This is a genomic window from Mycobacterium sp. E1214 (assembly GCF_001666755.1).
In the GTDB taxonomy this organism is placed as follows: Bacteria; Actinomycetota; Actinomycetes; order Mycobacteriales; family Mycobacteriaceae; genus Mycobacterium.
Window position 1 is genome coordinate 87,304 of sequence record NZ_LZJC01000090.1, and the last position, 23,753, is coordinate 111,056.

The following is a 23,753-nucleotide window of genomic DNA, read 5'->3' on the forward strand; positions in this document are numbered from 1 at the left end:
ACCCGCCGTCGAGCACCACCTTTCCTACAGCCCTGGGAGGCTCCCGTGTTCGTGCACAACAAAGACCTTCAATTCGAGGTACGGGTCGACCGGCCCGACCCGCGATTCGCATCTCTGCTGATGGAACAGTTCGGCGGCGCCAATGGGGAACTCACCGCGGCGTTGCAGTACTTCACCCAGGCTTTCGTGCTGCGCCAGAAAAACCCGAAGCTCTACGACCTGTTCATGGACATCGCCACCGAGGAGCTGAGCCACCTCGAGATGGTCGGGTCGATGATCACCATGTTGCTCGACGGGCTCAACGACGACCTCAAGATCGCGAACCAGCGGTGCGATTGGATGCCGGCAGTTGCCAGCGCGAACGGCCGCGACTCGATCATCGATCAGGTCGCCGTCAACCCGCTGTTCCTCGTGCTGAGCGGCGGCGGGCCGGACGTGAAGGATTCCGCGGGCAACAACTGGACCGGCGCCTACATCGACGCCAACGGCGACCCGACGGTGGATCTGCGCAACAACGTGGCCGCGGAGTCCCGCGCGAAGGTCGTCTACGAGTACCTCAAGCAGTTCACCGACGACCCGGGTTGCCAGGACACCCTGACGTTCCTGATGACGCGCGAGGTCGCGCACTACCAGCAGTTCACCGCGGCGCTCAACGAGTTGCCGGTCAACTTCCCGCCGGGCCAGCTGCCCGGCGACCCCCGCTTCCAGAACGTGGCGTTCAACATGTCCAACGGGGGCGGCGAGTCGGTCCGCGGCCCGTGGAACGAGGGCCAGGGTCCGTGGCCGGAGGGCATCGAGTGGGAGTACGTGGAAAAGCCCGAGCAGCAATGGCTGGGCGGCTCCACGCGGCGGAACAAGGGTGCCGAGCTCAACCCGAACGGGTCGCCGGCCGTCGAGGCCGAGAAGCCGTTCACCCACGAACAGCACACCGCCACAAGCTGATCCGTCTTTGAGCGGCGAAAAGGCCGGGCACCGCGCGGTTGCGGTGCCCGGCCTTTGCCGCGGTTTGCCGCGGTTTTCCTACTTGATCTGCGGGTCGGGCGGGTTGTCCTCGGCGCGGCCGGTCAGCGCGTCACGCACATGGTCGACGACCGCGGCGCCCATTCCCATCGTCTTGAGCACGGCGGGGTTGGGTGGGGTGTCCGGGTGGGGTCGGGTCGGCGCGATCTTCTTGGCCTGCTCCAGCTTTGCGCCGATCTTCTCCAGCTCCTCGCGGTCGATGGCCGTCTCCACCTGCGGCCACACCACGTCCTGCTCGTAGGCGATGTGTTCGCGGCCGAGCTTGATGAACTCCCGCAACGCCTCGTGGTAGTCGGCATCGCCCGGGTGCGAGTCCTCGAGGCGCTGCAGCAGCTTCTTGCCGGCCTGCTCCTGCTCGATGGCCTTGTCCGCGAGGCCATCTCCGATCGCCTTGCGTACCGCCGGCCAGAAGAACTGCTCCTCGATGGCCTCGTGTTGCGACTCGGCGATGATCAGGTTGTTGACCATGGTCTCCAGGCCGCTCGCCTGAGCACCGGAACCCGTCGGGGCCCCGTCGAGCACCTCGAACATGCCGAGCACGCTCTTATGGTCGTGGCGGAGGAATGTCAATGCGTCCATAGTTGTGCCTTCCAGTTGGGCTGAAACTCGAAGTGGCCTGCGGGATACCCGGGCGGTCGGCTCCGAAACAAGCAAGCCCCGGGACGGGCCCGGAACCATGCCACCGCCGCTCAGTGCAGCTTGGGCAGCACGCTGGTGCGGTAGAACTCGATGGCCGACAACGGATCGCCTTGCGGAAAGTGCAGAAACGGTGTCGCGCCCGCGTCGAGCACCCGTTGCACCGCGGCGACATGGACGGCGGGGTCGGTCCCGACGGTCCAGTTGCTCAAGACCTTGTCGACGGGGTTGGCCTCGGCGGCGCGCTGGATCTCGACCGGGTTCGGCTGATCCACCGCCCCGGCGGTGAACCGCCACAGGGCCGCGGCGCGCCCCGCCTCGTCGCGGTTACCGACGACCGCGAACATCTCCGCGCGCTTGCCCAGCGTGGCGGGGTCGCGGCCGGCGGCCTGGGCACCGGCGGCGAACGCCGCCAACAACTTTGGATCGGCGATATCGCGCGCCTGGCTGATCCACCCGTCGCCGTACTGCCCGGCCAGCCGCGCGCTCTTGGGACCACCCGCGGCGACGAAGATCGCTGGGGGTGTCGGCGGCACGTCGTAAAGCTTGAGCGCATTGGTCTGAAAGTAGCGCCCGGAGAACGAGATCCGTTGGCCGCTCCACAGCTGCCGGATCAGGTCGATGGCCTCGACCAGCCGGTCGTGCCGTTCCCGGTAATTGCCGAACGTGTTGGTGGTGGCCTGCTCGTTGAGTCGTTCCCCGGTGCCGAGCCCGAGGAAGACCCGGCCCGGGCTCAACAGGGCCAGGGACGCGAAAGCCTGTGCCACCGTGGCGGGGTGATAACGGTAGATCGGACACGTCACGCCCGTCCCGAAGGAGAGCCGGCTGGTGCCGTTGCCGACGAGGGCCAGCGTCAGCCACGGGAACATCGCGTGGCCCTCGTTGTCCTGCCACGGCTGGATGTGGTCGCTGGCCCAGGCGTACTGGAATCCGGCTTGTTCGGCGGCTTTTGCCTGGGCCAGGAGTTGATCAGTGCGGAACTGTTCGTGGGAGAGCGTCAGGCCGACGCCCGGGTGCGCTGGGGGCGCTGGGGGACTGGCTGGGGCGCCACCGTGGCCGCCCCCCGAATGGCAGCCGGCCGAGAGCCCGGCGGCGCCGAGGGCCCCCACGCCCGCGGTCACTCGCCCGAACGTGCGCCGCGAGATGCCGGTCATCCGGCAGTAATACCCGCGGCCCCGCCGACGACACCCGGCGGCAGCGGCCACTAGGCTCGTGCAGATGGCTGCACAGGCGCGCCCGGCGCGCAAGGGTGAAGTGCGTGCGTTGTCGAGCACGTTGGCCAGGGCCTTTTACGACGACCCCGTCATGATGTGGTTGCTCCCGGACGCGCGGACCCGCACGGCGAACCTGCGCCGGTTGTTCGCGACGATGACCCGGCACCACCACCTGGCGCGCGGCGGCGTCGAGGTGGCCTGCGCGGGGCCCGCCATCGGCGCGGCGTCGCTGTGGGATCCGCCGAACCAGTGGCAGGAGTCCACCCTGGCGCAACTGCTGATGACGCCGACCTTCCTGCGGGTCTTCGGCGCGCAGTCGATGCGCGGGCGCGCGGTGCAGGACCTGATGAAACGCCTACATCCCGAGGAACCGCACTGGTACCTGGCCGTCATCGGCAGCGACCCGACGGTGCGCGGCCAGGGTTTCGGCCAGGCGCTGATGCGGTCGCGGCTGGATCGCTGCGACGCCGAATACAGCCCGGCCTACCTCGAGTCGAGCAAGGCCGAAAACGTCCCGTACTACCAGCGTTTCGGGTTCGCGGTGACCCGCGAGATCCCGCTACCCGACGGCGGCCCGAAGCTGTGGGCCATGTGGCGAGAACCGCGCTAGCGTTTAACGCCCTGATCGGGCGGGCAACCGTGGGCCATGAGCGATAACCCCCAGGCCGACGATCTGGTGGACCCCGCCGACTTCCCCGAGGAGGGCGGTCCGGGCGACACCCTGAACGCCAGCGAAGGCACCGACTCCGACGAGCTGCACAACGACGACGGCGACATCGTGGTCGACCCCCCGGAGCGCTGGAGCGAGGCGAATCGGTTCGGCGTGACGGCGCGCGAAGAGCGCGAGGGGGAGTCCTTGGACGCCCGGCTCGCGGAGGAGGAGCCGGACGTGTCCGAGGTGCCGGTCGAGGCGCTCGACGACGCGTCGAACGATTCGCTCGATGACGGCCCCCCGGGGCGCGCGCACCGCGGCCAGATCGACGGCGCGCCCGAGGACGGCGACTCGCTCTACGAGGTCGTCGACGAGTAGTTCAGTGCTCGGCTGTTTACTGCCCGGGCGCGGCGCGGCGTCAGGGGGTTGAGCGCCAACCCGCTATCCCGATGGCGATCATCCGCAGCTGCTTGACGGCCGTGCGGCGGATGTCCTCGAGCGCCTCGCCGCTCTGCGCGTCCTCGATGGCCTCTGCGATCAGGATCATCGCGTTGACGAACAGGCTCGCCAGCACGTTGAGGTCCTCGGTGGTCCACTCGTGCAGGCCGGGGAAGCGCGCGAGGTCGGTGGCCAACTCGGACGTGATCAGCCGAATCTCGGTGCGGATGGCGTAGCGCAACACCGACAGCCCGCTGTTGCGCTCGCGACCGATCAGCCGCCAGTGCTCGCGCCGCTGGGCGACGCTGGCCACCAGGATCTCGACTGACGACTCAATCACCCGGTTGGGATCCAGCCTGCCCGCCCGCGCATCCCGCAAGGTGTCGCGCAGGCTGCGGAACGACTCGTCGATCAGGACCAGCCCCAGCGCCTCCATCGACTCGAAGTGGCGGTAGAAGGCCGCCGGCACGATGCCGACCTCGCGGGTGACCTCACGCAGGCTCAGGCTGGAAAAGCTGCGGTCCTGCAGCAACTTGAGGGCTGCGGCGATGATGGCCCGGCGCGTCGCCTCCTTGCGCTCCTCGCGCGACTGGCTTTCGCGAACACGCTCCCGGCCCGAGCTCCGCGCCCGTGAGCTAGGAGTACGGCTGTTCACTATGTGAAGCCTACCACAACGAGGCAGTAAACCCTTGACTGCCTGGGCGATCACCGCGCACGGTGTACATATGTTTACTCAAACCACGCACACTCCGCGGCGCTCCCTCGCCCGGACCATTGGGCAGCGGGTGTTGGGTTCAGACCTCCTCGACCTGCTCACCGGACCGCACGGTGTCGACCGCTACACCGAGCTCGTCGCCCCGACGTGGACGCTCGGCGAGCCGCGCGCCAAGGTGGTGGCCGTGCGCCGCGCCACACCGCGCAGCGTCACGCTCACCCTGGCGCCGAACGCCGCCTTCCGGTCGCGCGGACCGGTCCAGGCCGGCCAGTACGTCAACCTCACCGTCGACATCGACGGCCGCCGGCACTCCCGCTGCTACTCGCCGGCCAACGCCCAAGGCGCCGCCGATCTCGAACTCACCATCGGCCGCCACGACGGCGGTCTGGTGTCGAACTACCTGTATGAGCACGCCCACCGCGGCATGGTGGTCGGGCTCACCGGTGTCGGCGGGGACTTCGTGCTGCCCGCGCAGCGCCCGCGCCGCATCCTGTTCGTCTCGGGCGGCAGCGGCATCACGCCCGTGCTGGCGATGCTGCGCACCCTGCTCGCCGAGGGGTATCGCGGCGAGCTGGCGTTCGTGCACTACGCGCGGACGCCCGAGGAGGCCTGCTACCGCGACGAGCTGGCCACGCTCGCCGGCGTGCGGGTCCTGCACGGCTACACGCGCTCGGCCGACGGCGACCTGACCGGGCGCTTCGGGCCGGCGCACCTGGCCGCCGCGCTGCCGTCGCCCGATGCGGTGTTCGTCTGCGGCCCAACGCCTCTGGTCGACGCCGCCCGGGCGGTATGCGACAACGTCTACACCGAAAGCTTCGTGCCGCCGACCTTCGAGCCGCCGGCCAACCCGACGGGCGGGCGAGTCACCTTCTCCGACAGCGGGATCGACGTGATCGACGACGGCCGCCCCCTGCTGGAACAGGCCGAGGCCGCGGGCCTGACACCCGAGAACGGCTGCCGGATGGGCATCTGCCACACCTGCACGCGCCGCAAGACCGCGGGCACGGTGCGCAACCTGATCAGCGGCGCCGTCTCCACCGCCCCCGACGAGGACGTGCAGATCTGCGTATCCGTCCCGGTCGGCGACGTCGACCTATCGCTGTAACCAACGCTTAGAAAGGGAAACATCATGTCGCAGAACAAGATCGCCCTTACCCCCGAGCAGGCCGACGCCTTCGGCCGCGAACTCGACGCCATCAGGGAACGCATCATGGCCGAGCTCGGCGAAGAGGATGCCGACTACATCCGTCGGGTCATCAAGATCCAGCGGGGGCTGGAGGTGGGCGGCCGGATGCTGCTCTTCCTGCCGCCCGCCTGGCTGGCGGGCACCGCGATGCTGGGCGTGGCCAAGATCCTCGACAACATGGAGATCGGCCACAACATCATGCACGGCCAGTACGACTGGATGCGCGACCCCACGATCTCGGGCCGCACCTTCGAATGGGACACCGCCTGCCCGGCCGACCAGTGGCGACACTCGCACAACTACATGCACCACACCCACACCAACATCGTCGGGATGGACCGCGACATCGGCTACGGCATCTTGCGGATGAGCGAGGACCAGCCCTGGGAGCCGTATTTTCTCGGCAACCCCCTCTACGCGTTCCTCCTGATGGTGCTGTTCCAGTACGGCGTCGCGCTGCACGAACTCGAAACCGAGCGGATCCGCGCCGGCGAGATCCGGCTGGAGGACAAGCGTGAGGTGCTGCGCGAGATCTGGAAGAAGACTCGTCGGCAGACGCTCAAGGACTACGTGGCCTTCCCGCTGCTGGCCGGGCCGTTCGCCCCGTTCGTCTTCACCGGCAACCTGACCGCCAACCTGATGCGCAACGTGTGGTCGTACATGATCATCTTCTGCGGCCACTTCCCGGACGGTACACAGGAATTCACCGTCGAGGAGACCAAGGACGAGTCGCGGGGCATGTGGTATTTCCGCCAGGTGCTCGGCTCGGCCAACCTCACCGGCGGCAAGCTGTTCCACCTGCTCTCCGGCAACCTGTCCCACCAGATCGAACACCACCTGTTCCCGGACATGCCGGCCCGCCGGTACGCCCAGATCGCGCCCCAGGTGCAGGAGGTCTGCGAGCGCTACGGGATTCCCTACAACAAGGGCCCGTTGCTGCGGCAGTTCGGCACCGTCGTGCGCAAGATCGTCCGCCTCACCGTGCCGGATCAGGTGTTGCGGGTGGTGGCGCCGGACAAGCCCGCCGAGCGGGATCTCGTCGCCGCCTGACCCCGGTGTCGCCCCGCCCGTGGGCCGCGGATCGACGCGGTCCCGGGCGGGGCACAATGGCGGGCGTGGAGTGGACCGGCGCCCGTTACGCGGATACCCCGACGGTGGAAGCCTCGACGTGGATCGACGCGGACCCCGCCCGGGTGTGGAGCTTGGTCGCCGACATCAACCTGATGCCGAGCCTGAGCAACGAGTTGCAGTCGGTGCAGTGGGCCGAGGGCGCCGACGGGCCGCGGGTGGGCGCGCGGTTCGTGGGGCACAACCAACACGACGCGTTCGGGGTGTGGAGCACCACCTCGCAGATCTTTGCCTGCGAGCGGCAGCGCGAATTCGGCTGGGTGGTGGGCGATCCGGAGCGCCCGTCGGCGACCTGGCGCTTCAGGCTGACGCCGCGTGACGGGGGCACCGCCCTGAACTACTGGATGCAGATGGGGCCCGGGCGGTCGGGCTTGTCGGTGGCGATCGATTCGATGCCCGACAAGGAACAGAAGATCGTCTTTGTGCGGATGCGCGAATTCGAGGCCGCGATCGACAAGACCCTGGCGGCAATCAAACGGCTGGCCGAGCACGGAGTGCGCTGATGCGCACGGCTACCACGGTCGAATTCTCCGGCGGCGCAGCCGAGGTCGCCGACGTGGCGACGTTCGCCGTCGAGGCGGAGCGGCTCGGCCTCGACGTGTGCTGGGTCGCCGAGGCGTGGGGCGCCGACGCCGTGTCCGCGCTGGGTTACGTCGCCGCGCGCACCGACCGGATGCTGCTGGGTTCGGGGGTGCTGCAGGCCGGGACGCGGTCCCCGGTGCTGGTGGCGCAAACCGCGATCACGTTGTCCAATCTGTCGCGCGGCAGGTTCATGCTCGGGCTGGGGGCCTCCGGCCCGCAGGTGATCGAGGGACTGCACGGCGCCTCGTTCGATCACCCGCTGGCCCGCATCGCCGAAACCGTCGACATCGTGCGGGACGCGTTCGCGGGCGGCAAGATCGCGTACGAGGGCGAGCAATTTCGCATCCCCCGGCCGGGCGGCGAGGCGGTGCCGATGCGTCTGTCCACCCGGGTGGAGCATCACATCCCGATCTACCTCGCGGCCCTGTCACCGGCGATGCTGCGGCTGACCGGGCGGGTCGCCGACGGCTGGCTGGGCACCAGCTTCGTCCCCGAGGGAGCCGGCGCCGCCTACTTCGCGCATCTCGACGCGGGCCTGAACGCCGCCGGTCGCAACCGCGCCGACATCGACATCTGCCAGGGCGCCGAAGTAGCCTTCGCCGCCGGTGACGACGAGCTGCGCCGCATGGTCGCCGGCCGCAAGAAGGAGCTGGCGTTCAGCCTCGGCGGGATGGGCTCGTCGAGCACGAACTACTACAACCGGGCCTACAGCAGGCAGGGCTGGGCCGAGGCCGCCGCCGAGGTGCGCCGGCGCTGGCAGCGCGGCGACCGCGAGGGGGCGGCCGACGTGGTAACCGACGAGATGGTGCTGGCTACGACGCTGATCGGCACCCAGGAGATGGTGCGGGCCCGGTTGGCGGTGTGGCGCGACGCCGGGGTGAACACCGTGCGGCTGTACCCGGCGGGGGACACGTTGGACGCCAGATTGACCACGCTGGGCCGGGCCATCGACCTGGTACGCGCGGTCTAAGCCGTCGGCGCGTCGGCGGCCTTGACCAGGCGGACGTCGGGCCGCGCCGGCACCTCGTCGGCGAGGAACCAGCGGAAGGCCAGGTTGCCGCGCGGATAGCCCAGCGTCGTCAGCGAATTGGGGTGCGCGGTGGGCTCGCGGGACAACACCACCGTCACCGAGCCGTCACCGTTGGGCACGGCGCTGTGGCCGTTGATGGAGCAGCGCGCGTCGGCCGCACCGTAGGTGGCCATGAATTGGTTCCACACCACGAGGTTCCAGAACCGGCACGCCGGTGGCCGGTGCGTGATCACCAGCGCCTCGTCGTCGTCGAGCACGAAGCTGCCGTAGGAATAGCAGGCGTCGCGGGCCGACCAGCCGAAATTTGCGTCCGGGACTTGATAGGGCTCGGCGAATTGGTTTGCGGTGTGGGCGGTTTCGTGGCCGAGCGCGTGCTCCTCGGTGGCGCGGCTACCGACGGCCAGCGGCACGATGGCGAACAGAGTGCGCATCCAGGTCGCGGCGGCCCGCAGCCGCGCGGCGGTCTCGGCGTCACCGTGGCGGATGGGGTCCGGCTCGTCGAGCGCGTGGATGCGCCACGTGACGGGCCGGCCGGTCAGCGGGTCGGCCTGATAATCGCGGGTCATCAGGACGGCCGCGTCGGGCGTCGCGGGGAAGTCGAACGTGAAGTTGCCGTCGGCGTCGACGTCGAGATCGGTGTCGCGGACGATGGCGACCACCCGGTCCGACCACGCCCCGGGGGTGGGCTCGTTGTAGGCGGTCACCGAAAAATACACGCTGTCACCGGCATTGCCGCTGACGCGGTAGCGCCGCCGCGGATCGACGGGGCACAGGTGATAGTAGGCGTCGGTGTTGTCCCCACCCCAGCGGCGGTCCCGGCGAAACGGCGTGTTGACGGCGACGAACTGCGGGCGCCCGGGCTCGGTGAACAGGTACGTGTCCAGCGCGACGCCCAGCGAGGTGGCGAGCATGCGGTAGCCGTCGGCGACGTGTCGGTCGTCGGTGACGGCCCGGTCACCGGAGAGAAACGACCCGTCCAGGTCGCCCAGCGTGCTCAGCAGGTCGCGCCACGCGGCCGTCGACTGGTGTGTCATGCGCTGATTCCCTTCAGGAGCAGGGTTGTGGTGCGCTCGACCCAGGAGTCGTCGAGCACGTCGCCTCGGGTGAGCACGGCGACCAGCGCGACTCCGGCGATGGTCTCGGCCAGTTCGGTGGCGGTGACGTCCGCCCGGATGACGCCGTCGGCCGCGGCGCGGCGGAGGCGCGCGGCGAGGCCGCCGGTGATGATGTCGGCGAACCGGTCCAACAGGGCCGCGTGCAGCGTGGGGTCGGCCGCCATCTCTCCGACCAGGTCGGGCAGCGCCGCCCTGGCCGCCGGGGTGGCTAAGAAAGTGACTGTGCGACAGACCATTTCGCGCAGGTCGTCGGGCAGCGACCCGGTGTCGGGCACCGAGGTGGCGGCGTCGATCGGGAACACCGCCTCGTGCACCAGGTGCGCTTTGCTCGGCCAGCGCCGGTAGATGGCCGGCTTGCTGGTGCCCGCGCGCTGGGCAATGGCGGAGACCAGCAGGCCCTGGTATCCGGTCTCGGCGAGCAGCTCCACCGTGGCCCGCAGCACCGCGGCGTCGATGCGCGGATCGCGGGGCCGGCCAAAATCTACAACCATTACGAAACCTAGAGTAACATAAGTCGGCGTGACCGACATCACCGTCGACCCGCCCGTGCATCTGGACGACCTCGCCGCGCCCCGTTACAGCGCGCAGGCCCAGCAGATCCTCGACATGATGGCCGCGCTGGAACCCGACTGCGCCCTCGATGCCGACGCGTTGCACGCGCGGGCGAGCGCCGATACCGGCCTCCGGGATTTCGGGCCGCAGGATTACCGCGAGCGCCTGGACGTCTATCTCGCGGCGCTGCGGGACATCCCGGGACGCCACCCCGCCGGTACGGTCAACTTCTACGCCCAACTGCTGCAATTGCTGAAGAACCGGCTGCTGCTGACGGATCTGCTGACCCGCCACCCCGAGATCGACGAAATCGAACTTGAGCCGCCGGTGGTGATCGCCGGGTTGCCGCGCACGGGCACCACCCATCTGCACAACATGCTGGCGGCGGCGCCCACCTTTCGCACCATGCCGTATTGGGAAAGCGTCGAGCCGTTTCCCATGCCGGCCGAGCGGGGCGTGGTGCCCGACCCGCGCCGCGCGCGCATGGACGTCGCGGTCGGCGTGCTCGACGTGGTGATGCCCCACTTCGCGCTGATGCACGAGATGACGACCGACCACGTCCACGAAGAGATCCAGCTGTTGGCCAACGATTTCTCCACGATGCTGTTCGAAACCCTGGCCGACGTGCCGGCCTGGCGGGACTACTACCAAAGCCACGACCAGACACCGCATTACCGATACCTGGCCCGCCAGCTCAAGGCCATGCAGTTCCTGCGGGGAGGGCGGCGCTGGCTGCTGAAGTCCCCGCAGCACCTGGAGCAGGTGCCGGTGCTCAACCGGGTGTTTCCCGGCAGCGTCGTCGTGTTCACCCACCGCGATCCCGTGCCCGTCGCGCTGTCGATGATCGCCATGATCACCTACTCCGCGCGCATGCACCGCTCGGCCGTGCCGGTGCACGACATCGCCGCCTCCTGGGTCGACCGGCTCGGCCAGATGCTCGCGGCACTGCTGCGCGACCGCGACGTGCTCGGTGCCGACCGCTCGACCGACGTGCGTTTCGACGACTTCATGGCCGACGAAATGGCGGTCGCCCAACGGGTTTACGAGCTGTCCGGCGAGCCGTTCGCCGACCAGGCGCGCGCGGCCGTCGCCGACTACCTCGCGGGGCACCGCCGCGGCCGGCTGGGCAACGTCGCGACGTCCTGCGAGATGTTCGGCCTCGACGAGGCCGATCTGCGCGCGCGGTTCGCCGCCTACACCGACCGCTTCCTCAACGGCGCCCGAGGCGCTACCTTCTGAACACATGGTCACCATGCCCGCCCTGGACGGGGTCGAACATCGCTACGTCGAACTGGGCGAGGGGGTCACGATTCACGTCGCCGACGCGGGTCCCGCCGCCGGGCCCGCGGTCATGCTGGTGCACGGCTTCCCCGAAAACTGGTGGGAGTGGCGCAATCTGATCACGCCGCTGGCGGCCGAGGGGTACCGGGTGCTGTGCCCGGACCTGCGTGGGGCGGGATGGAGTTCGGCGCCGCGCAGCAGCTACCGCAAGGACGAGATGGCCGACGACCTCGCGGGCGTCCTGGACCGCCTGGGCGTCTCGACCGTGCGGCTGGTTGCGCACGATTGGGGCGGGCCGGTGGCGTTCATCATGATGCTGCGCCACCCGGAGAAGGTCTCCGGATTCTTCGGGCTCAACACCGCGGCGCCGTTCGTCAAGCGCGACCTCGCCACGGTTCGCAACATCTGGCGGTTCTGGTACCAGATCCCGATATCGCTGCCCGGCATCGGCCCCCGGGTGATCCGCCATCCCAACTCGCGGTTTTTGAAGATGTTGGGCTCGTGGGTGGGCGCCGGCTTCTCCTTGCCCGACGACGCCGTCCGCCTCTACGCCGAGTGCATGCAGCAGCCGGGGCACGCCGAGGCGGGGTCCCGCTGGTATCGCACGTTCCAGACCACGGAGATGCTGCGCTGGATGCGTGGGGAGTACGCCGACGCCCGCGTTGACGTCCCGGTGCGCTGGCTCAGCGGCACCGAAGACCCGGTGATGAGGCCGGAGTTGATCAGCGGATACGGCGACCACATCAGCGATTTCGAGGTCGAGCTGGTCGAGGGCGTCGGCCACTGGATCGTCGAGCAGCGGCCCGAGCTGGTCCTCGACCGGCTGCGGGCGTTTCTCAAGGCCTGACCAGGATCCGGATCGGGTTGCCGTCCTGGCGCTCCAACTTCTCGATGCCCAGCGGCAGCTCCTCCAGCGCGACGACCTCGCTGATCGAACGGGAAAGGTCAAGCCGGCCAAGGGAAACCAGCTTGGCGAGGGTCTCGACGTCGACGTTCTGATAACCGAGGTGGCCGAGCACCTGCTTGCGGCTGAGCCCGAACATGGCGGTGGGCCCGACGGTCGGTGACTCGGCGCTCATCCCCACGCCCACCAGGCGGCCGCCGGAGGTGAGGCAGCCCAGGGCCTGTTCGAACGTGCTCTTGAGCCCCACGGCGTCGAAGGCGACGTCGAGCTTGCGGCCGCCGGTGACCTCGGCGATCTTGTCGTGCAGCCCCGCGTCGGCCGCGTCGAACGCATGGTCGGCGCCGATGTCGAGGGCGCGCTCGAGCACCGCGGGGTTGATGTCGACCGCGATCACCGGGACGGCGCCGACCAATCGCGCGAGCTGCACGATGTGCGTGCCGACCCCGCCGACGCCCCACACGCCGACCGATTCCCCGACGGCCACCCGCGCGGTGCGGACCACGGCGCCGTACGGCGTGGACACGGCGTCGGCCAGGATCGCGGCTTGCTCCAACGGGACGTTGTCGGGGACCCGGGTGAGGCCGGCGGCCTGGGCCACGGTGTATTCGGCCCACGCCCCGTCGTAGGCGAACGCCATCAACTGGATGCGCAGGCAGTTCACCGCGTCCCCGCGCCGGCAGTTGGCGCAGGACTGACACGGCCGGCCCGCCGCGACGACGACGCGGTCGCCCTCCGTCCAACCGGTCACCCCGGGTCCGAGTTGCGCGATCGTGCCCGACGCCTCGTGGCCCTGCGTCACGACCGGACGCTGGGCCGGAAACGTCCCGTTGATCAGGCTGAGGTCGGAGTGGCAGATGCCGCAGAACGCGACCTTGACCAGAACTTCGCCCGGGCCCGGCTGCGGAATCGGAACATCTTCCAGCACAACCGTTTTAGTGTCCGCGTAGAAGCGCTCGGCGCGCATGGTCGAAGCCATGTCGCGATGTTACTCGACGCCGATGGTGACTTCCGTCGACTTGATGAACACCGTCGCCGACTGGCCCACCTGCAAATCGAGGTCGGTCGCGGCGTCCCTGGTGATGGAGGAGGTGATGACCTGGTCGCCGCCGTCGAGCTGCACCTTCACGACGGCCATCACGGCGCCGAGGTCGACCTCGGTGATGATTCCCTTGAGCTGGTTTCGCGTCGATAGCCGCATCGCAAGGTCCTTAGGTGAGGGTGGGTCGGGGACTGCGGTGAGCCTAGCCCCGCGACGCGTCGTTGCGGCGGCTAACGCCGCGGGCCGAGCAGGGCGATCGACGCGTCGACTGCGGGGTCGACGATGCCGCGCACCGGCTTGCCGTCCTCGACGGCCAGCGCCGTCAGCTCCCGCAGGCCGCCGAGCAGGATCACGGCCAGCGGCGTGGTCAGCGGCGGCAGCTCGGCGCGCCGGAAGCCCGGGCTGGCGCTGAGGTCGATGAGCAGGCTCGACAGCAGTTCGAGCCCGCGCCGCTGCACCGGGCGGGCGGCGGCGCCCAGCGAGGGCAGCTCGCGGATCCAGCTCAACGTGATGGCCGGGCGGGACTCGATGTAGCCGACGTAGGCCTCGACGGCCTGCCGGATCTGCTCGTGCCAATCGGCCTCGGGATCCACCGTCGCCTGGATGCGACCCCCGAGCCGCTCGATGTCGGTGGCCAGCAGCTCGAGGAAGCACTCCTCTTTGCCGGCGAACTGGTCGTAGAACGTGCGCTTGGACGTGCGGGCGTGACGGACGACGTCGGCGACGGTGCTGGCGCGGTAGCCACGCTCGGTGATCGAGGCGGCCAGACCGTCGAGCAGCCGGAGCCGGAACGGATCGACCGTCGCGGCGGCCGGATCGCCCGTCGCGGTGCGCGCTGCTGCCGTCATAGCGGTGGCCCCCTTTCCGGCAGAAGCTTGTCACGCTCGGTACACCAGAGTACCGTCCCTGTCTAGAACCGCGGTACATCGCAGTACCAAGCCTGCGGCCGCTTGCGCACAGTTGGGAGCAGCAGCGCCATGAGCGAACTAGTGACCGCCGCACCGGCGTCGCCCGCCGTCCACCTGCCCCCGGCCACGCGTCTCCCAAAGATGGCGCAGGGTCTGGGTTTTGCCGCGTCGCGACGCAGCATGATGCAGTGGCTGAGCCGCCGTCACGGGGACGTGTTCGGACTGCGGCTGCCCATGTACGGCCGCGTGGTGGTGGTCGGCGATCCGCAGCTGGCCAAGCAGGTCTTCACCACCAGCCCCGACGAGCTGGGCAACATCCAACCCAACCTCAGCCGCCTGTTCGGGTCGGGATCCGTCTTCGGGCTCGACGGCGAGGCGCACCGCCGCCGGCGGCGCCTGCTGGCCCCGCCGTTTCACGGCAAGAGCATGAAGAACTACGAGGCGATCATCGAGGAAGAGACGTTGCGTGAGGCCGCCGGCTGGCCCGAAGGCGAGCCTTTCGCGACGCTGCCGTCGATGATGCACATCACGCTCAACGCGATCCTGCGCGCCGTGTTCGGGGCCGAAGGCGCCGAACTCGACGAGCTGCGCCGGCTCATCCCGCCGTGGGTCACGCTGGGGTCGCGCATGGCGACGGTGCCCAAACCCAAACGCAGCTACGGGCGCTACACGCCCTGGGGGCGGCTGGAACTGTGGCGCAGCCAGTACGACCGCGTCATCGGCACGCTGATCGACGCCGAGCGGGCGGACCCGCATTTCGAGGACCGTACCGACGTTCTGGCGCTGCTGCTGCGCAGCACCTACGAGGACGGAAGCGCCATGTCCGCCAAGGACATCGGCGACGAGCTGCTCACCCTGCTGGCCGCCGGCCACGAGACGACGGCCGCCACCCTGGCGTGGGCGTTCGAGCGGCTGACCCGGCACCCGGACACGCTGGCCGCGCTGGCGCGCGAGGCCGACGACGGCGGCAACGACTTGCGGCAGGCGACGATCCTGGAGGTGCAGCGGGTGCGGACCGTCATCGACTTCGCCCCCCGCCGCGTGCTGGTCCCGCGTTACCGCCTGGGCGAGTGGGTCCTGCCGCAGGGGCACTCGCTGCTGGTGGCCATCGCCAAGATCCACGAGGACCCCGCTGTGTTCCCCGAGCCGCAACGCTTCGACCCGTCCCGCTACCTCAACACCAAGCCGTCGTCCTTCGCCTGGATCCCCTTCGGCGGGGGCACCCGCCGGTGCGTGGGCGCGGCGTTCGCCAACATGGAGATGGATGTGGTGTTGCGAACGGTGTTGCGCCACTTCGTCATCGAGACCACCGCAGAGCCGGACGAACGCCGGCACTGCCGCGGCGTCGCCTACACACCGAAGGGCGGCGGCCGGGTGGTCGTGCACCGGCGCTAGGCCGTGGCGACGAAGCCCATGCGATAAGTCAAGCGCGACAACGCAATTCGACGTCGCGCGGGGTCACTGGTTCAACGAGGCGCGGCGCGGCAACTTCCACCCGGGGCGAATGTAGTGGCAGGTGTACCCGCTCGGGTAGTGCTGCAGATAGTCCTGGTGTTCGGGCTCGGCCTCCCAGAAGTCCCCCGCCGGGCTGACCTCCGTCACCACCTTGCCGGGCCACAGGCCGGACGCGTCGACGTCGGCGATGGTGTCCAGGGCGACGCGCTTCTGCTCCTCGTCGAGGTAGAAGATGGCCGACCGGTAACTGGTGCCCCGGTCGTTGCCCTGGCGGTTCTTCGTTGTCGGGTCGTGGATCTGGAAGAAGAACTCCAAGATGGTGCGGTAGTCGGTGACCGCGGGGTCGAACTCGATCTCGATGGCCTCGGCGTGCGTCCCGTGGTTGCGGTAGGTCGCGTGCGGCACGTCGCCGCCGGTATACCCGACGCGGGTGGACACCACGCCCGGCTGCTTGCGGATGAGCTCCTGCATGCCCCAGAAGCAGCCGCCCGCAAGGATCGCTTTCTGAGTCGTCATTTGGCTCGTCCTCCTCATCGGCGCACTGCCGCCCAGGCTACACTCCGCCGATGACGTGCAACGGTGCGCTGAGGCCGGCCGCGGGACCGGAAGACGTCGCGTCGTGACGGCGCGTCACTTCACCCGCGACGAATTGTCCGACGCCTTCGAAACGTTCGAACGCACCGTCGCCCGTGCCGCCGAGACCCGCGACTGGGACGCCTGGGTCGAGCACTACACCCCCGACGTCGACTACGTCGAGCACGCCGCCGGCACCATGCGCGGCCGCGACGAGGTGCGTACGTGGATCCAGCGCACCATGACGACCTTCCCCGGCAGCCACATGGTGGCGTTCCCGTCGTTGTGGTCGGTGATCGACGAGCCGACCGGCCGGATCATCTGCGAACTGGACAACCCGATGCGCGACCCCGGCGACGGCAGCGTCATCACCGCCACCAACATCTCGATCCTTACCTACGCCGGCGACGGCCAGTGGTGCCGCCAGGAGGACGTCTACAACCCGCTGCGCTTCCTGCGCGCCGCGATGAAATGGTGCCGCACGGCCCAGGCGCTGGGCACGCTGGACGACGCGGCCGCCGGCTGGATGCGCGAGAACGGCGGCGGCCAACAGTGACCGAGGAGGGATCGGTGGGCACCAAGCCCAAACTCGTCATCGGCGCCAACGGCTTCCTGGGCTCGCACGTGACGCGCCAACTGGTCGCCGACGGCGCGCAGGTGCGCGCCATGGTGCGGCCGTCGGCGAACACCCGAGCCATCGACGATTTGGACGTCACCCGCTGCTACGGCGACGTCTTCGACACCGCCGCGCTGCGGGAGGCGATGGACGGCGTCGACGACGTGTACTACTGCGTGGTCGACACCCGGGCGTGGCTGCGCGACACCGCGCCGCTGTTCCGCACCAACGTCGACGGCCTGCGCAACGTCCTCGACGTCGCCGTCACCCGGTCGCTGCGCCGGTTCGTCTTCACCAGCACGTACGCGACGGTCGGCCGCCGGCGCGGGCACGTGGCGACCGAGCGGGACGCGATCGGCTCCCGCCGGGTCAGCGCGTACGTGCGATCCCGCGTGCAGGCCGAGGACATGGTGCTGCGATACGCCAAGGAGGCCGGGCTGCCCGCCGTGGCGATGTGCGTGTCCACCACCTACGGCAGCGGCGACTGGGGCCGCACCCCGCACGGCGCGTTCATCGCCGGCGCCGTCTTCGGCAAGCTGCCGGTGATCATGAACGGCATCGCGCTCGAAGTCGTGGGGGTTGACGACGCCGCCCGGGCGATGATCCTGGCCGCCGAGCGCGGTCGCGTCGGTGAGCGGTACCTGATCTCGGAACGGATGATGCCGCTCAAGGAAGTCGTGCGCATCGCGGCCGACGAGGCCGGGGTGCCGCCGCCACGCCGCTCGATCTCCGTCCCGGTGCTCTACGCTTTGGGCGCGCTGGGCAGCCTGCGGGCCCGGCTGTCCGGGAAGGACGCGGAGCTCAGCCTCGCGTCGGTGAAGATGATGCGCGCCGAGGCGCCCGTCGGCCACAGCAAGGCCGTCCGCGAATTGGGTTGGCGGCCAAGCCCGACCGAGGAGTCCATTCGGGAGGCGGCCCGGTTCTGGGCGGCGATGCGGTCGCCGGCCGGGGACGCCAGCCGCACCGGCGCCGAGTGAGGCGGCCCGTCAGCCCGTTTCGGCCACCGAGTCGGCTGCGATGGTGACGATGACCCGGGTTTCGGGCCTGCCGGTGAAATTGGGGTACGGCCGGCCCAGGTACTTGTGCGACAGTGCGTCGATGCTCGCCGCGCCGCCCTCGGTGGTGGTCGCGACCACGCGGCCGCGCACGGCGTAGAAGCGGGCGGTGTTGTCGGGGTCGACGACGTTGACCGCGACCCGCGGGTCCCGGGCGATGTTGCGCGCCTTCTGCATGCCTTCGACGATGTTGATGACGAGGTGCTCGCCGTCCGTGGTCACCCACGTCTGCGTGAGTTGCGGCGACCCGTCGGCCATCAGCGTGGCGACGAAACACGGGCTGGGCCGGCGGAGCAGGTCGAGCAGTCCGGCGGGCAGGGGTACGGGCAACGGGACTCCTTCTGCGACAGATTTTTCCGGTTGAAGCTACACGAATGTATGTTCGACACGGCGGTCCCGGGAAGCCGCGCGGCCCGCGGGGTGTTGCACCAAGCACTCGCGTCTGAGGAGGAATCGACCATGAGTCATCGGCAAGTACTCGAACCGTCCGCCGGGCACCCGATCACGATCGAACCGGCCAACGGCCGCGTTCAGGTCCGCGTGAACGGCGAGCTCGTCGCGGACACCACGGCGGCACTGGAACTGCGTGAGGCGACTTTGCCTGTGGTGCGCTACATCCCGCTGTCGGACGTGGTGCAGGAACGGCTCACCCGCACCGACACCAGCACGTACTGTCCGTTCAAGGGCGACGCCAGCTACTACAGCGTGACCACTTCCGACGGCGACACCGTCGACGACGTGATCTGGACTTACGAGCAGCCCTACCCCGCCGTCGCGGCGATCGCCGGGCACGTCGCGTTCTACGCGGACAAGGCCGACATCACCGTCGCCGCTCAGTAGGGATTCCATCCCGGCAGGGCGGTGGCCACCGCCCGGGTGTCGCTGTACAGGCGCATCGAGACGATCAACCCGTCACGGGTCTCGAAGATGCACACGAACGGGCTGTCGTACGCGGCACCGTCGGCGGTGGTGCCGGCGGCCTGCGCCTCGACGACCACCGTCTCGCCCTCGTTGACGCACCGCACCAGGTCGATGGTGAGTTCGAGATCGCGCTTGCGCTCTTCGATCGCCCGCCGGAAGGTGGCCTTGTCGCAGGCGGTCCGGGTGTAGAGCGTCCAGTAGGAGAAGTCGTCGCGCAGCAGCGCGAAGCCCTCGTCCAGGTCGCCGCCGTCGCAGGTGCTCTGCAGGAACATCCACGCCAATTCGCCCTGCGGGTCATCGAACGGCGTCATCACACCGCAATATTGACGTGGGACGCAGTTGACGGTCAATCACCAACGGCGCAGGAAGGGGTGGCGGTGCACGGCGCACGCACGGTGGTGTTTCCCGGAGTGGCCAGCTTCGGGCACACGTTGGCGCCGCTGCGCCGGGGACACCGCGACCCGTGTTTCCGCACGGCCGGTGACGGCGCGATCTGGCGCACCAGCCTGCTGCCGAGCGGGCCGGTCACCGCGCGCGTGAACCGCGCGGCGGTCAACGCCGCCCACTGCGAGGCCTGGGGCGGCGGCGCGCAGGAGTTCCTCGACCGGCTGCCGGCGCTGCTGGGCCTCGACGACGACGCGTCGGATTTCCAGCCGCAGCACCCGACCGTGGCCGCCGCGCACCGGCGGGTGCCGCACCTGCGCCTGGCGCGGACCGGGTCGGTGTTGGAGGCCCTGATCCCGGCGGTGATCGAGCAGCGGGTGCCCGGCGCCGACGCGTTCTCCTCGTGGCGGCTGCTGGTGTCGAAGTACGGGACGCCCGCGCCCGGACCGGCGCCCGCCGGCATGCGGGTGCCACCGTCACCGGAGGCCTGGCGGCACATTCCGTCGTGGGAGTTTCACCGCGCGAACGTCGACCCGCGGCGCGCGCAAACCGTGGTGGGCTGCGCCCGCCGCGCCGACGCGCTCGAACGGTTGACGACGCGGCCGGCGGCGGCGGCCCGGGCGGCGTTGACCTCGCTGCCGGGCGTGGGGGAGTGGACGGCGGCCGAGACCGCGCAGCGGGCCTTCGGCGACGCCGACGCGTTGTCGGTGGGTGACTACCACGTGCCGAAGATGATCGGCTGGACCCTGGCGGGCCGCCGGGGCGACGACGCGTTGATGCTGGAACTGCTCGAGCCGATGCGGCCGCACCGCCACCGGGTGGTGCGCCTGCTGGAGGTCAGCGGACTGGCCTACGAGCCCCGGCGCGGCGCGCGGTTGGCCGTGCAGCACATCCACTCGCTGTGAGCGCAGGTGTTTTCGCCGGTGGCCATCGGGTACACCTCACCGCAAGCAACGAGTGTGAATTCCGAGGAAGGAAGCTAGGAACCCAGCATGACTCAGTTCACCATTCCGGGCCTGAGCGACAAGCAGGCGGCGCGACTCACCGAGCTCCTGCAAAAGCAACTGAGCACGTACAACGACCTGCATCTCACCCTGAAGCACATCCACTGGAATGTGGTGGGCCCCAACTTCATCGGCGTGCACGAGATGATCGACCCGCAGGTGGACGCGGTGCGCGGTTACGCCGACGACGTCGCGGAACGCATTGCGGCCCTTGGTGCATCGCCACAGGGAACGCCGGGCGCGATCATCAAGGACCGGTCCTGGGACGACTACTCCGTCGGCCGCGACACGGTGCAGGCGCATCTGGCGGCCCTGGATCTGGTGTACACCGGAGTCATCGAGGACATCCGGCAGTCCATCGCCGAGACCGACGAGCTCGACCAGGTGACGCAAGACCTGCTGATCGGGCAGGCCGGGCAGTTGGAGAAGTTCCAGTGGTTCGTGCGGGCGCACCTGGAGAGCGCCGGCGGCCAGCTGACCCACGAGGGCGCCAGCTCCGAGAAGGACGCCGCGAGCGCGGCCCGGTAGGAATCGTTATGCGGCGCTAGCCGATTGATCGTCGGAGACCGCCGAGGCCGAGCGAGCGCGTTCGGCCTCGGCGGTTTCGCGATTCAGCCGCTGCGCCTCGTAGATGGTGACGTTGCTGCGCGAGAGCAGCAGCGCGGCGATGCCGACCGCGAGGATGGCCCCGGGCACGACGGAAAACGAGCCCGTCATCTCCGCGACCATGATCATGACCGCCAGCGGCGCGCGCGCGACGCTGCCGAAGCACGCCATCATCCCGACCACCACGAAGGCCCCGGGTTCGTGCGGGATCCCCGGCAGCGCGAACAGGTCGCCCAGGCGCCAGATCGCCGCGCCCACGAAGGCGCCGATGACGATGCCGGGGCCGAACAACCCGCCCGACCCGCCGGAGCCGATCGACAGCGACGTGGCCACGATCTTGGCGATCGGCAACACCAGCACGACCCACAGCGGGATGTGCAGCAGGGAATCGCGGGCGGCCGCCAGCTGCGCCCACCCGTATCCACTGCCCAGGATCTGTGGGATTAGCAACGCCAACGAGCCCACCAGGAGCCCCCCGAGGGCCGGCTTGAAGACCGGCCGCAGGGGCAGCTTGCGGGTGAGTGACACCGCCACGTGAAAGGTCCGCGCGTACAGGTAGCCGATCAGGGCCGCGGCCAGACCCAACACGACGAACCACAGCAACGGCCAGGGCCGTTCGAAGCGGTACTCGGCGTCGATGTAGCCGAACAGCGGGTCGAACCCGAGGAACGCGCCGAGCACCGCGTAGGCCGTTCCGGACGTGATGAATCCGGGGAGCAGGCAGCCGTAGTCGAAGTCGTCGCGGTAGGGCATCGACGCCGCCAGCACCGCGCCGCCCAGGGGCGCGGCGAAGATGGCACCGATTCCCGCCCCGATGCCCAGGGCCACCGCCGTCCGGCCGTCCTCGTCGGACAGCCGCAGCCGCCGGGTCAGCAGCGAGCAGAAGCCGGCCGAGACCTGGGCGGTCGGCCCCTCGCGGCCGGCCGAGCCACCGGAACCGATGGTCAGCATGCTGCTCACCATCTTCACCAGCACCGCCCGGAAGCGGATGCCGCGCGGGTTGGTGTGCACCGCCTCGATGGCTTCGTCCGTGCCGTGACCGGTGGCCTCCGGCGCCAGCCGGGTGACGATGAGGGCCGACAGCAGGGCGCCGGCCGTCGTCAGCAACGGGATCGCCCACGGCCGGGCGAAGCCGGCGGATCCGTGCCTGCCGCCTTCGCCGACGGGCGTCGGGGTGTCATACAGCGCTAGGTGGCCGAGCAGGAGTTGACCCGTGTAGCGCAGCCCGATGTAGAACACGACGGCACCCAGTCCGGAGATCACGCCGATCGCGGTGCCGAGCACCAGCCATTTCTGCAGATAGCCGGACTGCCGGATGCGCGCTCCGAAGCGGCCGCCGGCCGCCGGCGCCGGCGCGAATGACGGGTGGGCTTGATCGTCGGCCGGCTCGCTCATGTCGCCGATCCGGCGCCCACAGCGCGGTCCCGCCCCCCAGACACCATCACGTCATCCTAGGCAGCCGCCGCGCCGGGCCGCCCGCGGAATAACCGGACCGAAGTCCGGTTATACGGGTGACCATCGAAGAAAGGGGTCGATATGCCCGCCATCACCGCCAACACGCTCACGCTGCCCCGCCTGGGTCGCCCCGGTCCCGCCGACGTCGAACGGCCGGTCCGCTCCATCACGACCGGTCCCCGCGGCTTCGAGGGGGAGGGTTTCCCCGTCGTCCGGGCGTTCGCCGGTGTGAGCAGCGCCGCCCTGGACCCGTTCGTGCACATGGACCAGATGGGCGAGGTCGAATACCAGCCCGGCGAGCCGCGAGGAACCGACTGGCATCCCCACCGGGGCTTCGAAACCGTGACCTACATGATCGACGGGAAGTTCGAACACCAGGACTCCCACGGCGGTGGCGGCCTGATCACCGACGGCGCCACGCAGTGGATGACCGCCGGGTCGGGCATCCTGCACATCGAAACCCCGCCCGCCGAACTGGTCGGCAGCGGCGGCCTGTTCCACGGCGTCCAGTTATGGGTGAACCTGCCCAAGAAGGACAAGTTCGCACCGCCGCGCTACCAGGCCATCGAGGGTGAGCAGGCCGCGCTGCTGGCGTCCGACGACGGCGGGGCCCTGATCCGGATCATCGCGGGCGGCATCGACGGCCACAGTGGGCCCGGGGTCACGCACACCCCGATCACGCTTGCGCACGCGACCATCGAGCGGGGCGCGCAGCTCAACCTGGCATGGCGCAAGGATTTCAACGCGCTGCTCTACGTGTTGTCGGGGAGCGGCCACGTCGGTCCGGCGGCCGCCCCCATCCGCCAGGGTCAGCTGGCGGTGTTCGGTCCCGGTGACCGGATCTCGGTGGGCGCCGGCACCGTGCAGGAGTCGCGGCACACCACCGCCGTCGAGGTGTTGCTTCTGGGCGGCCGCCCGATCCGCGAGCCGGTATTCCACTACGGGCCTTTCGTGATGAACAGCCGAGTGGAATTGATCGAGGCCCTCGAGGACTACCGAAGCGGGAAATTCGGCACCATTCCGGCGAATGCGCTAATGCCGCACCGAGGCGGTGGCACAATTTAGCGGTGCCGCAGAGGGGTAATCGCCGGCCGGGTCGCCCACCCGCCGCGAAGGCTGACGAAACACGTCAGCGCATAATCCACGCTGCACGTCTGGTTTTCAGCGAGCGGGGTTATGACGGCGCCACTTTTCAGGCCATTGCGGCGCGCGCGGACCTGACCCGGCCGGCGATCAACCACTACTTCTCCAGCAAGCGGACGTTGTATCGGGAAGTGCTGGACG

At 69.5% G+C, this 23,753-nt stretch carries 29 protein-coding genes; 17 read left to right on the forward strand and 12 right to left on the reverse strand.

The annotated features are described in order from the left end of the window. Window positions 1–45: 45 nt before the first annotated feature. A complete protein-coding gene (locus A5700_RS12580) occupies window positions 46–942 on the forward strand; it encodes a manganese catalase family protein (RefSeq protein WP_068073878.1) in 897 nt (298 codons plus the stop codon). Window positions 943–1,020: 78 nt separating this feature from the next. On the opposite strand, the gene A5700_RS12585 is transcribed toward A5700_RS12580, so the two are convergent. Then, the gene (locus tag A5700_RS12585) at window positions 1,021–1,599 is read right to left on the reverse strand and encodes a hemerythrin domain-containing protein (RefSeq protein ID WP_068073876.1); all 579 of its coding nucleotides are present in this window, start codon (window positions 1,597–1,599) and stop codon (window positions 1,021–1,023) included. 110 nt (window positions 1,600–1,709) lie between these two features. Further along, window positions 1,710–2,810, reverse strand: coding sequence for a F420-dependent hydroxymycolic acid dehydrogenase (locus A5700_RS12590; RefSeq protein ID WP_068073875.1), 1,101 nt, complete (start codon window positions 2,808–2,810; stop codon window positions 1,710–1,712). Between the two features lie 64 nt (window positions 2,811–2,874). Between A5700_RS12590 and A5700_RS12595 the strand changes: the two genes are divergently transcribed. Together A5700_RS12595 and A5700_RS12600 are read left to right on the forward strand one after the other, a co-directional pair. Then, on the forward strand, window positions 2,875–3,480 hold the full coding sequence (locus tag A5700_RS12595) for a GNAT family N-acetyltransferase (RefSeq protein ID WP_068073993.1): 606 nt from the start codon (window positions 2,875–2,877) through the stop codon (window positions 3,478–3,480). A 36-nt stretch (window positions 3,481–3,516) separates the two neighbouring features. Next, window positions 3,517–3,900, forward strand: coding sequence for a hypothetical protein (locus A5700_RS12600; RefSeq protein ID WP_068073874.1), 384 nt, complete (start codon window positions 3,517–3,519; stop codon window positions 3,898–3,900). Between the two features lie 40 nt (window positions 3,901–3,940). On the opposite strand, the gene A5700_RS12605 is transcribed toward A5700_RS12600, so the two are convergent. Next, the gene (locus A5700_RS12605) at window positions 3,941–4,615 is read right to left on the reverse strand and encodes a TetR family transcriptional regulator (RefSeq protein ID WP_068073871.1); all 675 of its coding nucleotides are present in this window, start codon (window positions 4,613–4,615) and stop codon (window positions 3,941–3,943) included. 70 nt (window positions 4,616–4,685) lie between these two features. Between A5700_RS12605 and A5700_RS12610 the strand changes: the two genes are divergently transcribed. From A5700_RS12610 to A5700_RS12625, 4 genes are read left to right on the forward strand one after another with little or no spacing between them, the layout of a single operon-like run. Beyond that, window positions 4,686–5,780: a ferredoxin reductase gene (locus tag A5700_RS12610; protein ID WP_068073870.1), complete on the forward strand. Its 1,095-nt coding sequence runs from the start codon at window positions 4,686–4,688 to the stop codon at window positions 5,778–5,780. 24 nt (window positions 5,781–5,804) lie between these two features. Next, window positions 5,805–6,911 carry an acyl-CoA desaturase gene (locus tag A5700_RS12615; RefSeq protein ID WP_068073868.1) on the forward strand — a complete coding sequence of 369 codons (1,107 nt, stop codon included), beginning with the start codon at window positions 5,805–5,807 and terminating at the stop codon, window positions 6,909–6,911. Between the two features lie 56 nt (window positions 6,912–6,967). Then, the gene (locus tag A5700_RS12620; protein WP_197502928.1) at window positions 6,968–7,492 is read left to right on the forward strand and encodes an SRPBCC family protein; all 525 of its coding nucleotides are present in this window, start codon (window positions 6,968–6,970) and stop codon (window positions 7,490–7,492) included. Then, window positions 7,492–8,541: an LLM class flavin-dependent oxidoreductase gene (locus tag A5700_RS12625; RefSeq protein WP_068073867.1), complete on the forward strand. Its 1,050-nt coding sequence runs from the start codon at window positions 7,492–7,494 to the stop codon at window positions 8,539–8,541. Before A5700_RS12620 ends, A5700_RS12625 begins: the two co-directional genes overlap by 1 nt. Here A5700_RS12625 and A5700_RS12630 read toward each other — a convergent pair. Both A5700_RS12630 and A5700_RS12635 read right to left on the reverse strand, forming a co-directional pair. Then, window positions 8,538–9,635 (reverse strand): DUF1214 domain-containing protein, encoded by a 1,098-nt coding sequence (locus tag A5700_RS12630; protein ID WP_068073866.1) that lies wholly within the window; start codon window positions 9,633–9,635, stop codon window positions 8,538–8,540. The genes A5700_RS12625 and A5700_RS12630 overlap by 4 nt on opposite strands. Further along, a complete protein-coding gene (locus A5700_RS12635; protein WP_068073864.1) occupies window positions 9,632–10,207 on the reverse strand; it encodes a TetR/AcrR family transcriptional regulator in 576 nt (191 codons plus the stop codon). The genes A5700_RS12630 and A5700_RS12635 overlap by 4 nt, the downstream gene beginning before the upstream one ends. A 115-nt stretch (window positions 10,208–10,322) precedes the next feature. Here A5700_RS12635 and A5700_RS12640 point away from each other — a divergent pair, with 115 nt between their 5' ends. Beyond that, window positions 10,323–11,507 (forward strand): sulfotransferase, encoded by a 1,185-nt coding sequence (locus tag A5700_RS12640; RefSeq protein ID WP_082960650.1) that lies wholly within the window; start codon window positions 10,323–10,325, stop codon window positions 11,505–11,507. A 4-nt stretch (window positions 11,508–11,511) separates the two neighbouring features. Further along, window positions 11,512–12,396 carry an alpha/beta fold hydrolase gene (locus A5700_RS12645; protein ID WP_068073863.1) on the forward strand — a complete coding sequence of 295 codons (885 nt, stop codon included), beginning with the start codon at window positions 11,512–11,514 and terminating at the stop codon, window positions 12,394–12,396. Here A5700_RS12645 and A5700_RS12650 read toward each other — a convergent pair. The 3 genes from A5700_RS12650 to A5700_RS12660 all read right to left on the reverse strand — a co-directional run bounded on the left by A5700_RS12650 (window position 12,386) and on the right by A5700_RS12660 (window position 14,340). Beyond that, the gene (locus A5700_RS12650; RefSeq protein WP_068204780.1) at window positions 12,386–13,429 is read right to left on the reverse strand and encodes a zinc-binding dehydrogenase; all 1,044 of its coding nucleotides are present in this window, start codon (window positions 13,427–13,429) and stop codon (window positions 12,386–12,388) included. The two genes, A5700_RS12645 and A5700_RS12650, sit on opposite strands and share 11 nt — an antisense overlap. Window positions 13,430–13,438: 9 nt before the next feature. Then, on the reverse strand, window positions 13,439–13,651 hold the full coding sequence (locus A5700_RS12655; RefSeq protein ID WP_068068552.1) for a molybdopterin-binding protein: 213 nt from the start codon (window positions 13,649–13,651) through the stop codon (window positions 13,439–13,441). A gap of 71 nt (window positions 13,652–13,722) precedes the next feature. Beyond that, window positions 13,723–14,340 carry a TetR/AcrR family transcriptional regulator gene (locus tag A5700_RS12660; RefSeq protein ID WP_068068555.1) on the reverse strand — a complete coding sequence of 206 codons (618 nt, stop codon included), beginning with the start codon at window positions 14,338–14,340 and terminating at the stop codon, window positions 13,723–13,725. A gap of 129 nt (window positions 14,341–14,469) precedes the next feature. On the opposite strand from A5700_RS12660, the gene A5700_RS12665 reads away from it, so the two are divergent. After that, the gene (locus A5700_RS12665; protein ID WP_068068559.1) at window positions 14,470–15,795 is read left to right on the forward strand and encodes a cytochrome P450; all 1,326 of its coding nucleotides are present in this window, start codon (window positions 14,470–14,472) and stop codon (window positions 15,793–15,795) included. A gap of 63 nt (window positions 15,796–15,858) precedes the next feature. Here A5700_RS12665 and msrA read toward each other — a convergent pair whose 3' ends face one another. Beyond that, a complete protein-coding gene (gene msrA / locus A5700_RS12670; protein ID WP_068068562.1) occupies window positions 15,859–16,371 on the reverse strand; it encodes a peptide-methionine (S)-S-oxide reductase MsrA in 513 nt (170 codons plus the stop codon). 103 nt (window positions 16,372–16,474) lie between these two features. On the opposite strand from msrA, the gene A5700_RS12675 reads away from it, so the two are divergent. Together A5700_RS12675 and A5700_RS12680 are read left to right on the forward strand one after the other, a co-directional pair. Further along, entirely contained in the window at window positions 16,475–16,984 is a 510-nt protein-coding gene (locus tag A5700_RS12675) for a nuclear transport factor 2 family protein (RefSeq protein WP_068068565.1), read from the forward strand. 14 nt (window positions 16,985–16,998) lie between these two features. Beyond that, window positions 16,999–18,021 (forward strand): NAD-dependent epimerase/dehydratase family protein, encoded by a 1,023-nt coding sequence (locus tag A5700_RS12680; protein ID WP_068068683.1) that lies wholly within the window; start codon window positions 16,999–17,001, stop codon window positions 18,019–18,021. 9 nt (window positions 18,022–18,030) lie between these two features. Here A5700_RS12680 and A5700_RS12685 read toward each other — a convergent pair whose 3' ends face one another. Further along, window positions 18,031–18,429: a PPOX class F420-dependent oxidoreductase gene (locus A5700_RS12685; protein WP_068068567.1), complete on the reverse strand. Its 399-nt coding sequence runs from the start codon at window positions 18,427–18,429 to the stop codon at window positions 18,031–18,033. Window positions 18,430–18,558: 129 nt separating this feature from the next. Here A5700_RS12685 and A5700_RS12690 point away from each other — a divergent pair, with 129 nt between their 5' ends. After that, window positions 18,559–18,939: a DUF427 domain-containing protein gene (locus A5700_RS12690; protein ID WP_068068687.1), complete on the forward strand. Its 381-nt coding sequence runs from the start codon at window positions 18,559–18,561 to the stop codon at window positions 18,937–18,939. Here A5700_RS12690 and A5700_RS12695 read toward each other — a convergent pair. After that, window positions 18,933–19,334 carry a nuclear transport factor 2 family protein gene (locus A5700_RS12695; protein WP_068068569.1) on the reverse strand — a complete coding sequence of 134 codons (402 nt, stop codon included), beginning with the start codon at window positions 19,332–19,334 and terminating at the stop codon, window positions 18,933–18,935. The genes A5700_RS12690 and A5700_RS12695 overlap by 7 nt on opposite strands. Before the next feature lie 63 nt (window positions 19,335–19,397). Here A5700_RS12695 and A5700_RS12700 point away from each other — a divergent pair, with 63 nt between their 5' ends. Then, a complete protein-coding gene (locus A5700_RS12700) occupies window positions 19,398–20,309 on the forward strand; it encodes a DNA-3-methyladenine glycosylase (RefSeq protein WP_068068690.1) in 912 nt (303 codons plus the stop codon). Window positions 20,310–20,396: 87 nt separating this feature from the next. Further along, on the forward strand, window positions 20,397–20,936 hold the full coding sequence (locus A5700_RS12705; protein WP_068068572.1) for a Dps family protein: 540 nt from the start codon (window positions 20,397–20,399) through the stop codon (window positions 20,934–20,936). Window positions 20,937–20,942: 6 nt separating this feature from the next. Here A5700_RS12705 and A5700_RS12710 read toward each other — a convergent pair whose 3' ends face one another. Continuing rightward, window positions 20,943–22,409, reverse strand: coding sequence for a chloride channel protein (locus A5700_RS12710; RefSeq protein ID WP_068068573.1), 1,467 nt, complete (start codon window positions 22,407–22,409; stop codon window positions 20,943–20,945). Window positions 22,410–22,550: 141 nt separating this feature from the next. Here A5700_RS12710 and A5700_RS12715 point away from each other — a divergent pair, with 141 nt between their 5' ends. Both A5700_RS12715 and A5700_RS25355 read left to right on the forward strand, forming a co-directional pair. Further along, on the forward strand, window positions 22,551–23,534 hold the full coding sequence (locus A5700_RS12715) for a pirin family protein (protein ID WP_068068574.1): 984 nt from the start codon (window positions 22,551–22,553) through the stop codon (window positions 23,532–23,534). 2 nt (window positions 23,535–23,536) lie between these two features. Continuing rightward, window positions 23,537–23,753, forward strand: a 217-nt coding sequence (locus A5700_RS25355) for a helix-turn-helix domain-containing protein (protein WP_156671207.1), incomplete at its 3' end; no start/stop codon positions are given.

Coding starts and splice junctions, on each gene's coding strand:
- A5700_RS12585 (WP_068073876.1), bottom strand. CDS start 1,599: ATGGACGCATTGACATTCCTCCGCCACGACCATAAGAGCGTGCTCGGC.
- A5700_RS12590 (WP_068073875.1), bottom strand. CDS start 2,810: ATGACCGGCATCTCGCGGCGCACGTTCGGGCGAGTGACCGCGGGCGTG.
- A5700_RS12595 (WP_068073993.1), top strand. CDS start 2,875: ATGGCTGCACAGGCGCGCCCGGCGCGCAAGGGTGAAGTGCGTGCGTTG.
- A5700_RS12600 (WP_068073874.1), top strand. CDS start 3,517: ATGAGCGATAACCCCCAGGCCGACGATCTGGTGGACCCCGCCGACTTC.
- A5700_RS12610 (WP_068073870.1), top strand. CDS start 4,686: ATGTTTACTCAAACCACGCACACTCCGCGGCGCTCCCTCGCCCGGACC.
- A5700_RS12615 (WP_068073868.1), top strand. CDS start 5,805: ATGTCGCAGAACAAGATCGCCCTTACCCCCGAGCAGGCCGACGCCTTC.
- A5700_RS12620 (WP_197502928.1), top strand. CDS start 6,968: ATGGCGGGCGTGGAGTGGACCGGCGCCCGTTACGCGGATACCCCGACG.
- A5700_RS12625 (WP_068073867.1), top strand. CDS start 7,492: ATGCGCACGGCTACCACGGTCGAATTCTCCGGCGGCGCAGCCGAGGTC.
- A5700_RS12630 (WP_068073866.1), bottom strand. CDS start 9,635: ATGACACACCAGTCGACGGCCGCGTGGCGCGACCTGCTGAGCACGCTG.
- A5700_RS12635 (WP_068073864.1), bottom strand. CDS start 10,207: ATGGTTGTAGATTTTGGCCGGCCCCGCGATCCGCGCATCGACGCCGCG.
- A5700_RS12640 (WP_082960650.1), top strand. CDS start 10,323: ATGATGGCCGCGCTGGAACCCGACTGCGCCCTCGATGCCGACGCGTTG.
- A5700_RS12645 (WP_068073863.1), top strand. CDS start 11,512: ATGGTCACCATGCCCGCCCTGGACGGGGTCGAACATCGCTACGTCGAA.
- A5700_RS12650 (WP_068204780.1), bottom strand. CDS start 13,429: ATGGCTTCGACCATGCGCGCCGAGCGCTTCTACGCGGACACTAAAACG.
- A5700_RS12655 (WP_068068552.1), bottom strand. CDS start 13,651: ATGCGGCTATCGACGCGAAACCAGCTCAAGGGAATCATCACCGAGGTC.
- A5700_RS12660 (WP_068068555.1), bottom strand. CDS start 14,340: ATGACGGCAGCAGCGCGCACCGCGACGGGCGATCCGGCCGCCGCGACG.
- A5700_RS12665 (WP_068068559.1), top strand. CDS start 14,470: ATGAGCGAACTAGTGACCGCCGCACCGGCGTCGCCCGCCGTCCACCTG.
- msrA (WP_068068562.1), bottom strand. CDS start 16,371: ATGACGACTCAGAAAGCGATCCTTGCGGGCGGCTGCTTCTGGGGCATG.
- A5700_RS12690 (WP_068068687.1), top strand. CDS start 18,559: ATGAGTCATCGGCAAGTACTCGAACCGTCCGCCGGGCACCCGATCACG.
- A5700_RS12705 (WP_068068572.1), top strand. CDS start 20,397: ATGACTCAGTTCACCATTCCGGGCCTGAGCGACAAGCAGGCGGCGCGA.
- A5700_RS12710 (WP_068068573.1), bottom strand. CDS start 22,409: ATGAGCGAGCCGGCCGACGATCAAGCCCACCCGTCATTCGCGCCGGCG.
- A5700_RS12715 (WP_068068574.1), top strand. CDS start 22,551: ATGCCCGCCATCACCGCCAACACGCTCACGCTGCCCCGCCTGGGTCGC.